General features: G+C 37.6%; 6 protein-coding genes. 3 read left to right on the top strand and 3 right to left on the bottom strand.

The annotated features are described in order from the left end of the window. Window positions 1-44: 44 nt before the first annotated feature. Window positions 45-1,043, top strand: coding sequence for a T9SS type A sorting domain-containing protein (locus IPL24_15265; GenBank protein MBK8364965.1), 999 nt, complete (start codon window positions 45-47; stop codon window positions 1,041-1,043). A 257-nt stretch (window positions 1,044-1,300) separates the two neighbouring features. Here IPL24_15265 and IPL24_15260 read toward each other — a convergent pair whose 3' ends face one another. After that, window positions 1,301-2,593, bottom strand: coding sequence for a serine hydrolase (locus tag IPL24_15260; GenBank protein ID MBK8364964.1), 1,293 nt, complete (start codon window positions 2,591-2,593; stop codon window positions 1,301-1,303). Window positions 2,594-2,707: 114 nt separating this feature from the next. Here IPL24_15260 and IPL24_15255 point away from each other — a divergent pair, with 114 nt between their 5' ends. After that, entirely contained in the window at window positions 2,708-4,963 is a 2,256-nt protein-coding gene (locus tag IPL24_15255; GenBank protein MBK8364963.1) for a T9SS type A sorting domain-containing protein, read from the top strand. 17 nt (window positions 4,964-4,980) lie between these two features. On the opposite strand, the gene IPL24_15250 is transcribed toward IPL24_15255, so the two are convergent. Continuing rightward, window positions 4,981-5,418, bottom strand: coding sequence for a thioesterase family protein (locus IPL24_15250; GenBank protein ID MBK8364962.1), 438 nt, complete (start codon window positions 5,416-5,418; stop codon window positions 4,981-4,983). 508 nt (window positions 5,419-5,926) lie between these two features. Between IPL24_15250 and IPL24_15245 the strand changes: the two genes are divergently transcribed. Continuing rightward, the gene (locus IPL24_15245; GenBank protein ID MBK8364961.1) at window positions 5,927-6,769 is read left to right on the top strand and encodes a neutral zinc metallopeptidase; all 843 of its coding nucleotides are present in this window, start codon (window positions 5,927-5,929) and stop codon (window positions 6,767-6,769) included. A gap of 211 nt (window positions 6,770-6,980) precedes the next feature. Here IPL24_15245 and IPL24_15240 read toward each other — a convergent pair whose 3' ends face one another. Beyond that, entirely contained in the window at window positions 6,981-8,384 is a 1,404-nt protein-coding gene (locus IPL24_15240; protein MBK8364960.1) for a hypothetical protein, read from the bottom strand. Between the last annotated feature and the right edge of the window lie 33 nt (window positions 8,385-8,417).

Here is an 8,417-nt window from a genome sequence, read left to right as displayed (position 1 = left end):
AGTATACCTAATTGATTTATGTTGGTAACAAAATCTGATTTTTCATGAAAAACGACAGACGCGAATTTCTAAAAATTACGGGTTTAGCTGGTGCTGCGGCCTTAATACCTTTTGGAAAGGTTTTTTCTTCCCCATCGGAAACGGTGAATTCGGGAGGATGTGTATTGATTCCGTCAGAAACTGCAGGACCATTTCCTCTTGATCTTACAGCAAATAATTTTTACTTCCGTCAGGATATCACCGAAGGCAAACCCGGTGTAACAATGAATTTAAAACTCAGGATCATCGGAGAAAACAATTGTTTACCTATGGAAAACCTGCGGGTAAATATCTGGCAATGCGATAAGGATGGAGTTTATTCAGGTTATGGTGCACAAACAGGACTCACGGATTTCAGAGGGTATCAGATCACAGATGCGAATGGCGAAGTTAATTTCATCACCATTCTTCCGGGTTGGTATCCGGGTCGTGTATGTCATATCCATTTTCAGGTTTATGTGAGTTCGTCTTATGCTGCAATTTCTCAGTTAACATTTGATGAAGCTGCAAAACAGGCGATCTATTCTGCCAATCCGGCAATTTATACAAATGGTGTTGATCCGGTTCCAATCATCAATGACGGTGTATTTGCAAATGGATATGCATATCAGCTGGCCACACTTACTCCAAATGGTAGCGGAGGCTATGATTCATTTCTTGAAGTCACAATTCAGGGAAGTGGAGTTGCAACACATGTCGGGAATATTGAACGTGAAACCGCCAAACAATTTTCACTCGGACAGAATTTTCCAAATCCATTCGACAATTTTACAACAGTTCCATTTAAATTGATCAATACCTCAGATGTGAAATTTGACCTGTACGATCTGCAGGGAAAAATTATCAAATCAATAGAAATAAAAAACCTGAATGCAGGTGATCATGAAATCAAACTTGATCTGGCAGCATCAGGTATTGCCAGATCGAGTTATGCATATCAGTTGGAAATAAAAAATTCGAATGGGGTGTTTAGGGATTGTAAATTTATGACAGCGGAGAAGTGATCTATTGTAATTATTTACAGAAAAATATTTCCCGCAGAATGCGCAGAACACGCAGAAAATCCGCAGATATCTCTGCGAGATCGAAATTGAAATGTGATTTGGCGCAAGACCAAAAATAAACTTCATTTCTAAATTAAACGATTACATATTACTTATTATTCCAAAGGAATTTCTGCGGATTTTCTGCGTGTTCTGCGCATTCTGCGGGAAATAATTTATATAGTTGTGCGCTTAAAAGCAATTCATAGATGTAAAGTTTATTTCAATAATAATATTTTCTGAGATTCTCTTCCTGATTGAATAAAATAAATCCCATTGTTCAACCGTGTCAAATCCAATTTATTTTCACCCTTTGAAAATTCTCCATTCAAAACTTCAACACCTAACAAATTCAAAATTCTGTAATTAGAATTTAAATCAGACTGAATAAATAAATTTCCTGAAGTCGGATTCGGATAAATTTCACTCATACTAATTCTATCTGCATTTGAATTTATATCAGTTGTCCCACACATCACATCCTGCATTCGCTCCCAAATAGAATCATTGAACAAAAACGGAACTTCACCAACACCGGGGGCATCTCCCATTCTTACCAGAACTAAATTCTGACTCGGTACGATATTAATAAACTGACCATTCTTACCTAATGCCGAATACATGTCTAATGGTGCATGCGGCATCAGCGGTCCTGGAAAAGGAATCTGAAGTCCGGGTACGAGATAAGACGGTTTTCCATTCAGCCACCACAAATACCCGTATGAGGGATTCAGGTTCTGTGATGTGTTGATCATTTCATTGTAATAAGTTGTATCAGTCATGATCTGATTCCCATCCCAGTTGCCGTGATTCAACATCAGCAATCCAAAACGAGCCATACTTCTTGGAACGCTTATGAACAGACTGTTGTAGCCGGAAGGATAATAATTCCCCGTTATTCCTGTTGGAGTTTTCACTTTATTCAATAAGTAAAGATTCAATGCCTGCCCGGTACTGTTTTCAATTACTCCATCCAGTAAAGTGTAAGGCGCATTGTGATAAGCCCAACGTGTTCCGGCATCTGCAAGATATTCGAGGCATGTATCATCAGTGCAATAATTATCGGGCACCAGATCATTCAAACCGGAAGTCATTCGAAGCTGATCAAGAACGGTGATCATTCCTTCTTTAGCCGGAGGACAAATTGTCCAGCCACTCCCGAGATATTGCGATGTGCTGTCACTTAAATTAAGGAAGCCGTCTTGTTTAGCCATGCCTACTAAGAAAGATGTCAGAGATTTTCCTGCAGAAGCCCAGTACCATAAACTGTCTACCGTAAAAGTGTCAAAGTAATGTTCAATGACGATCTTGCCATCTTTTAAAACGATGAACGCTTTCGTATTTTTTGAGTCCAGAAAGTTTAAAAGCGTATCGATTTTGTCCTGGCACCAACCTAATGAAGAGGGCGAAAGTGTGTCCCATGAATTTCCGGTTGTAGGGGGAAAGTACAATTGAGCCTTTGAAATTTGGCTGAAAACAATGAATAGTGATATAAGGAGAATTTTCTTCATCTTCATTGGACAAGTTAGTCAGTGAAAGGTTTTGCCAAATTAAAAAAATGTTTCTGATTATTTTGACAATGTTTTTGTGTACATCGACAGATTTAAACTTTTTCAAAAGAGGTTTTGTCAAAATTAAAATTTATATACATTGCATTGTATTCCACATGTACAATGAAGAGTTTATTTTTTATTCTGGCAGCCCTGACTTGCTCCCTGAATATTTTTGCCCAGTCAACTTTTTTCAGAATTTTTTCTGATGTTGATGCTACGAAAAATTTATCAGGACAGCATATCGTAAAAACACCTGATGGAAACTACGCTTTCCTTTGTGCCAATAATTATTTACCTGTAATAATCCGAATTGATGAAAATGGAAATGAGTTCAATCGGTTTTCAATTCAGAAATACAGGTTGAAACCTATTTGTCTTGCTGTTGACAACCAGTTCAAATATTTTTTTGTCGGAAGAGACTCGGCTATTTTTACAGGGTATAGAGAGCAGACTGATTCAATTGGAAACATAGTTTTTCATACAGGAGAATATGGTGCTGTTGGTGGATCACAGGCGCATGGAGTTTATCATACTCCTGATAATGGAATGTTGTATAGCTTTTGGAATAACAGTGAGATGTGTTATGATCCGGAATATTATTTCAAGATCGATAGCCTGAATAATTATCAATGGTCGCGCGACATATCATCAAATATATCAAACCCTTCCAAACAATCATTTCAGTTTCTTTCAGCGAATGAAATTTCTGCAGTTGGTCCGCACCTTATAGGTTGTTATGATACTATACAATATTATTCTTCTGATCTTCGGATTTTTGATGCATCAGGAAATTATTCAAATTATAATTTCAATGAATTGTATCAAACGATGGACACTGCAATTGGTGGTGGATTTATTCTGGCGAGTGCAAATGAAATTACGCATTATGATACGATAGCAGGTGTATCATGGACTCTGTCGATGCCATCGGGAATGTCGTCACAAATTGCATTAAGGCAATTGGCAGACAGTTCATTTATTTTAGCCGGTGATCGATTACAGACAAATTTTGGTCAGCAGATCATGATCAGAAAATACGATTGGTCGGGGAATTTGGTCTGGACAAGATATTTCGGCGAAAGTGGTGATGAATTTTTTTCTAATATGTTATTGACGGATGATGGCGGATTTTTAATTTCCGGAACGACACACAGCTATGGCGCAGGTCCAAAAGCATTTGTTATCAAAACTGACAGTCTTGGAAATTCACAGTCAATGCCCCTCATTTCATCTTCAACAAACACGATTTGCTCAGGAGATTCTACAGCGCTTACCTTGCCGGTTGGCTATTCTTATTTGTGGAATACCGGTGATACTTCGCAAACTATTTACGCAACAGTTTCAAATTCCTATTGGGCAGAATTGACTCAAGGTGGGAATCAATATTTTTCCGATACGATTTCTTTAAATGTTATTGCAACAGTAAAGCCTGATCTTGGTACCGACACACTTCTATGTGCAGGAACGGAATTTATCCTTAATGCCGGAACAAATTATTCAGCGTACAGATGGAGTACCGGATCATTTGAAAATTCTGATACCGTCGGTATAAGTGGCAATTATTTTGTCGAAGCAATTGATTCTAATTCGTGCAGTATGTTTGATACGATTCAAGTTTCATTTATTTCGCTGCCATTTTTTGATCTTGGTCCTGATATTTATCAGTGTAATACTAATCCGGTAGTTCTGAATTCGCCGGGGATATTACAGTGGATCTGGAGTAATGGATCCATCGATACAACACTTTCAGTAACATCATCAGGAATTTATTCGCTTGCATTTTCAAATGGAGTTTGTTCAGATACAGATTATATAAATGTAAATATATTTTCTCCCGTACAAGTTGACCTGTTTGAAGACACTGTTATTTGTACAAATCAGATTTTGCAATTAGACGCAGGCCCCGGATTTATAAATTACGAATGGCAGGATGGAACGCCGACGCAAACTTATCTGGTTTCATCGTCCACAGTTACAACTATTCAATATTCGGTTACTACAATTGATTCAAATGGTTGTAGTACATCAGATGATGTTGTTGTTGACTTTGAAATTTGTCCATCGACAAATGACTTCGATTTCGCAAAAGCAATCAGTGTTTATCCTAATCCGATAAATTCTTCAGGGCAATTACAAATAAATTCACAAGATAATTTTAAATTGGAAGTTGAAATTTTAACAGTGACAGGAAAATGTCTTTATAAAATATCAGAACAGAATAAACCTTTCACGATAGTTATGAATAATTTTTCAAGTGGGCTGTACTTTATAAAAATTACTGATTCAATAACAAGAGAATCGTTTACAGGGAAATTATTGATTGAGTAAAACTTATTTTCCAAAAACTATAACAGCTCAAAACCCGGAGCTTTTGGAAATTGGTTTAAAACATCAAAAGCAATTTGCGGAGTAGGGTTTGCAATTCTGCGATTGACAGTATCCATCCATGCTCCATCTAGAGTGAGTTGAGCACAAAGCGTATTGTCAGACTTAAGAAATTCATGTAGGATTGTCCACCTCGAACCGTCTTGACGCATTTTTAGAATTTTCGCCGTCAGTGTGATTTCATCAGCCATCAGAATCTCACGTTTAAAAATACATTCTTCGCGAAAGAGAATCGGACCGAAACCTTGTTCCTTCATTGTTTGCATCGAAAGGCCGGCTTCGTCTAAAAGTTCAACCCGGAATTGTGATCCCAGATCATAATACACACTATGTCGAAGATGAAAATTCGGATCCAGATCTGCCCAACGAATGGAAATTATTTTACTGAATGTTGACACGTTTTTTTAATTAACTAATAATGTATAAAAATTATTTTTCACTTCACTTCACTTCATTCCACTTCACTTCATTCCACTTCATTCCATTTCATTCCACTTCATTCCACTTCATTCCCAAAGATAAGGTTTTGTTAGCTACGAATAAATTTTCAATACCATTGAGTTTGTTGCATAAAAGTCCCATCATTTACGCGGTTACGAATTTGAATTGAAATTTTGTCATTTGTTTATTTAAAAAAGCTGTCCGCCAGTGGTGGATAGCCTGGCAAGCGGGGAAAATTGGGGGATTACCCTTGCCGGGCGTAAGCAACTGTAATTCATTCTGTAAATTCTATTTTATTGTAATCATTTATCAAGGGCCGTTTTGATCGCGCGCCCCCGGGGTTTAAATATGCGTATGAAAAAGCCACATTGCTGCCGCTGAATTTTTCATCAGGCCACTTTTCTTTTATAAATAGAATTTCGCGCTAATAATTTTTTTAAATATCTTTAAAGAAAAATAAATACTATGCTTTGGAGAGGTAGAAGTGGAAGTTCAAATGTCGACGATAGACGCGGGATGTCAGCAGGTGGAATTGCAACCGGAGGCGGATTAGTCGGTCTTGTGGTTTATTTGTTGTATTCTTTTTTAGGAGGCGATCCCTCGCAATTGCCAAACTTGAATTCAATGCAATCCAATCAGGAGTTAACTGCTGAGCAGAGTGCTGCTGAAGATACAATGGCGCAATTTGTTTCCGTAGTACTTGCTGAGACAGAAGTGGTGTGGGAAAAAGTTTTTGCTGATAAAGGTATGCAATACGAAAAGCCTTCATTGGTTTTATTCAGAGGTCAGGTACAGTCGGGATGTGGAAATGCAGGTGCTGAATCGGGTCCTTTCTATTGTCCGGCTGATCAGAAGTTATACATTGACTTGAGTTTTTATGAGGAATTAAAAAATCGTTTCAATGCTTCCGGTGATTTTGCTATGGCATATGTAATCGCACATGAAGTTGGACACCATGTTCAATATCTTTTGGGAACATCGGAAAAAATGCAACGTTTGCGCGAACGACTTTCGGAAAGTGAATACAATAAGTATTCTGTTAAGCTTGAACTTCAGGCAGATTATTATGCAGGTGTTTGGGCGCATTATGCCGATAAGGAAGCCGGAATTGTAGAGCCCGGCGACATTGAAGAAGCATTGAATGCTGCGAGCGCTGTTGGTGATGATAATATTCAAAAACAAACCCGTGGTACTATTGTTCCCGATGCTTTCACTCATGGTACATCAGAACAAAGAAGAACATGGTTTTATAATGGCTACAACTTTGGAGATCTGGATCATGGGAATACTTTTGATGCGGATTTGTAAAAAATTCAACACTAAGTTCACTAAAATTTGTCACAAGAGCACTAATGAAAAATGTAGCATTGTGTTCTTGTGCTAAAAATTTAGTGGTCTTAGTGTTTTATTTTAACGCAAAAAGCAGAACCTTTCGATCCTGCCCTTGCGACGATGATTAACTATTCAAAATACTATTTTTAAAATCTGCTTTTGATTAGCAGTTATTTTTTCAAGATAATTATTCTACAATAAATTTGAAGTTTGCACTTGAACCATCCTGATTTGTGATCAGTAATGAATAAGCACCTGATGCAAGTGTTCCTCTTTCGATTGTAGTAGTTTCGGAATCGATTCTGAACTGACGAAGGATCCTTCCTGTTACATCAACAATCATTGCTTTGTTTCCTGAAGAAATTGATTCTGCAGGAATGGTGATCGTTGATCTTTCATGTAAAACCGTTGGTGCAAATGTTGCATTCTTAAATGCTGAATTCGTTTTCGAAATTATAGTGGATACATTACCAACATTTCCTAAAGCATCCGTTTTGATAACATAGGTGTAGTATTGATGACTTGCATCTTCGTAAGCGAAACCGCTTATGATAAATCCCTGATCACCCGTTTCGTGAAAATCCATTCCTGTTGATGTAGTGAATTGGTTAAATGTTTGCGACCACAGACTATTTCCGTTTGAGTCGAATTTCATCATCAATATTCCTGTGCTTGTAGCAGATTTACCGGTTACAACAAAACATCCATCAGAAGTTTCAATTATCTGATTGAATGACCCTTCAGAAAAAGTTTTCGACCAGATCACATTTCCAAGATCATCTGTTTTCATGATAAATTGAAATGGAGTTCCAACTAGTGGTTCAGTCATCAAAGATTTTGATCCAACCATGTAGATATCATTCATACTTGAAAGGCAAGCACCGTTTGCTGCAAGTGAATAACCGGGATATGTATTATCAATCAGCAATGATGGATCATAGAAAGTTCTTGTCCATTGTGTGATGCCGGTAGCATTATCAATACCTGCAAGAGTTATGATTCCAAACTCATCAGCAACACTTGTTGTATAAGCATCAAGAACCAGATTGTTAGTATTCATGAGTGAATGAGTGGCAGCATATCCATCGCCGGGAAAATTTCTCCATAATTCAGTTCCTGAATCATCCAGTTTGAAAATTTCATACGGCGAACTTGTAGTTCCACCGTTACTTGCCATATTAATAAGATATGTATTGTCTGCCTGAGCAATAACCCCTGCAGTGTATGCTGAAAATCCATCCGCAGCAAAAGATTTTGTCCAGATATTATTTCCACTCATATCAGTTTTTGCAACAATTGCAAAACCATCGCCGATCTGCATTCCTGTATAGATCAGGTTGCCATCATTTGTGATACGCATTGAATTGATTGTGGAATTCTGAATGCCGGTGAATGAAAGTATATTTCCATTCGCATCCATTTTTGCTATTCCATACATCGGATAATTTGTTGATGTTATGAATTCGCCATTCGGAAGCGAACAGACAGAAGTTCCCATTCCGTAGTTATAAGTACGTTCGAAGGTACTTTGAGCAAATGTTCCGGTAACCAGTAACATTGCAAGAGCTGTAATTGATAATAATTGTTTCATCGTGTAAGCAAATTAGCCCAAACACGACGGGAA

Source organism: Bacteroidota bacterium, assembly GCA_016711505.1.
In the GTDB taxonomy this organism is placed as follows: domain Bacteria; phylum Bacteroidota; class Bacteroidia; order AKYH767-A; family 2013-40CM-41-45; genus JADKIH01.
Note: the sequence above shows the minus strand (reverse complement) of the source record. Positions and strands in the feature narration are given on the sequence as shown.